This is a genomic window from Bacillus sp. 17RED48, from assembly GCF_019837545.1.
Classification (GTDB): Bacteria; Bacillota; Bacilli; order Bacillales; family Bacillaceae_G; genus Bacillus_A; species Bacillus_A wiedmannii.
The window spans coordinates 1-215 of sequence record NZ_JADAXG010000068.1 but is presented as its reverse complement, the minus strand read 5'-3'; the positions used below and the strand labels follow the sequence as shown (position 1 = coordinate 215).

Sequence of the window (215 nt, the reverse complement as noted above, 5' to 3'; positions counted from 1 at the left end):
CGAAAAATATTAAGTACAGGTGATATTGTTTACATAGATGCCTTAGATCGTATGGGCCGCAATTATGATGAGGTAATTTCAGAATGGAAGTATATAACAAGAGAATTACAAGCTGATATCGTAGTTTTAGAAAATGAAACCCTGTTTGATAGTCGGAAATTTCGTGAGATGGGTGATATGGGCCGATTAATGGAAGATCAATTTTTATCTTTGCT

The 215-nt window shown here is 34.4% G+C and carries 1 protein-coding gene; it reads left to right on the top strand.

The window, feature by feature from the left end:
• On the top strand, nt 1-215 hold a 215-nt coding region (locus ILT06_RS32830), incomplete at both ends, for a recombinase family protein (protein WP_483861610.1).